Below are 1,901 nucleotides of genomic sequence, written 5' to 3'. Positions count from 1 at the left end.
CCTGGCGGCTTTGGTGAATACCGCGCATGGGGAGGCAGCCAGTAAGATTAAGCAATTGGATCAGCACTATATCGCCCACAAAATCGCCCATGCCGTAGCGGGCTGTGCGGCAGCGGCTGCGAATAAGGGTAAGTGTCAGGACGGTGCGATTGGTGCGGCCGTGGGTGAGATTGTCGGGGAGGCTTTGGTTAACGGTAAAAACCCTGCTGCCTTAACGGCCAAAGAGCGCGAACAGATTCTGGCATACAGCAAACTGGTTGCCGGTACGGTAAGCGGTGTGGCGGGCGGCGATGTGAATGCGGCGGCGAATGCGGCAGCTGTAGCGGTGGAAAATAATGCGTTGAACAACTTAGAAATCATTGAAATAGGAAAACGTGTTGATAAAGAGTGCAATCAAGGTAACAATGCGGAATGTAGAAATAGAATTATTGCTGAAGCGGTAAATAAAAGTGATCAACGTAGTAAGCTGGCCAAACAAGATATTGTTGATATTAATGCAGTTCAGAATAAATATGCCGCCGAAGCATTCGCCATTTGCAAGGGAAATACTGCGTGTGCAACATTTGTGGGTAATAGGTTTACATATGCCAGATTGCATTGTGAATCATCAGGTTGTATGGCAAATATTGCTCAATCAATTATTCGAGAGGCATCCAGCCGCTATGGTTCGGTTTGGGATACTGTCAGCCGTGTATTTAATGATTTTAGTCCGGTTTTACTATCAACTAAAGCTGTCCCGTTTAATTTTGGAAGTAAACAGTTGTTATTAGAACATTTTAAAAAACATGGTTCTGAATTTGGCGTTAAAACTGCTAATGACTATTTAAAAATAGGAAGAGATGTTATGCAGAAAGGTAGCCGTGTGAAATATGAATATAGAGGTGAAATTAGAACAGGATATGTTCAATTTCTCGGCAATAGTAAAAGTGGAGAAGCAAAATTTGCATTTGTAGGAACAAATAATCAAGGTGCCATCACTACCATCCATGTTGAAAAGGGAAAAAATTTATGGAAAACCTTAAATGGCAACTCAACAGATAAAATAATTTATGAAAGGTAAAAATGATTTACTCGGTAAAACTAAAAAATCTAGATAAACTCTGTGAAAATTTTGCAGATTTTTCTATAGAAAATAATGATCTATATTGTTTTATTGCATATTCTAAAATATCTTTAGAAGAAAATAGAATTTACAATGTGGAAATTGAATATCAGATTTTTAATGACTATATAGTTGAAGAAGCTAATATTGATAAACCTATTATTTTTCCTTTTGAAAGAATAGATGATAGTCCAAGATATAGAATAACAGGTAGGTTAAATGGTAATTCATTTAAATCTGGAAATATTTATTTCATGGATAATTATCTTCAAAAAGAATATTCTTTTTTAGATGGGAGGTTAATTACTTTAACTATAGATAGATTAGATATTTCTATAATCTCTGAAGATCTATTATAGAATTAGTTTATCTTATTTAATGAAAATTATTATTTAAAATAAGCCATACCGTCTGAAAAATCTTTCAGACGGCCTTTTTTTGTTCTATCCGCATAAGCACAAATACCTACCTTACTATGACGCAGGAAAACGCAGGCGTATCCAACAAAATCGGCGCGTCTGCACTGGCTAATGTCAGCGATAAGCAATGGGTTAACAATATGACCGTGAATCTGGCCGATGCGGGCAGTGCCGCGCTGATTAACACCGCCGTTAACGGCGGCAGCCTGAAAGACAATTTGGAAGCGAATATCCTTGCGGCTTTGGTGAATACCGCGCATGGGGAGGCGGCGAGTAAGATCAAAGGACTGGATCAGCACTATGTCGCCCACAAAATCGCTCATGCCGTAGCGGGCTGTGCGGCAGCGGCGGCGAATAAGGGTAAATGTCAGGACGGTGCC

2 protein-coding genes and 1 pseudogene are annotated in these 1,901 nt (G+C 39.6%); all 3 read left to right on the top strand.

Features of this window, described 5'->3' with window-relative positions; all coding sequences use genetic code 11:
- Positions 1-1,060, top strand: a 1,060-nt coding sequence (locus CRG49_RS13660; protein ID WP_232727259.1) for a VENN motif pre-toxin domain-containing protein, incomplete at its 5' end; no start/stop codon positions are given.
- 2 nt (positions 1,061-1,062) lie between these two features.
- On the top strand, positions 1,063-1,461 hold the full coding sequence (locus tag CRG49_RS12835; RefSeq protein WP_095503309.1) for a hypothetical protein: 399 nt from the start codon (positions 1,063-1,065) through the stop codon (positions 1,459-1,461).
- Positions 1,462-1,589: 128 nt separating this feature from the next.
- A pseudogene (locus tag CRG49_RS12830) lies at positions 1,590-1,901 on the top strand (DUF637 domain-containing protein); the annotation flags it as partial.

The organism is Neisseria sp. N95_16, assembly GCF_002551535.2.
Taxonomy (GTDB): domain Bacteria; phylum Pseudomonadota; class Gammaproteobacteria; order Burkholderiales; family Neisseriaceae; genus Neisseria; species Neisseria brasiliensis.
This window is presented reverse-complemented; position numbering and strand designations above follow the sequence as displayed.

Coding starts and splice junctions, on each gene's coding strand:
- CRG49_RS12835 (WP_095503309.1), top strand. CDS start 1,063: ATGATTTACTCGGTAAAACTAAAAAATCTAGATAAACTCTGTGAAAAT.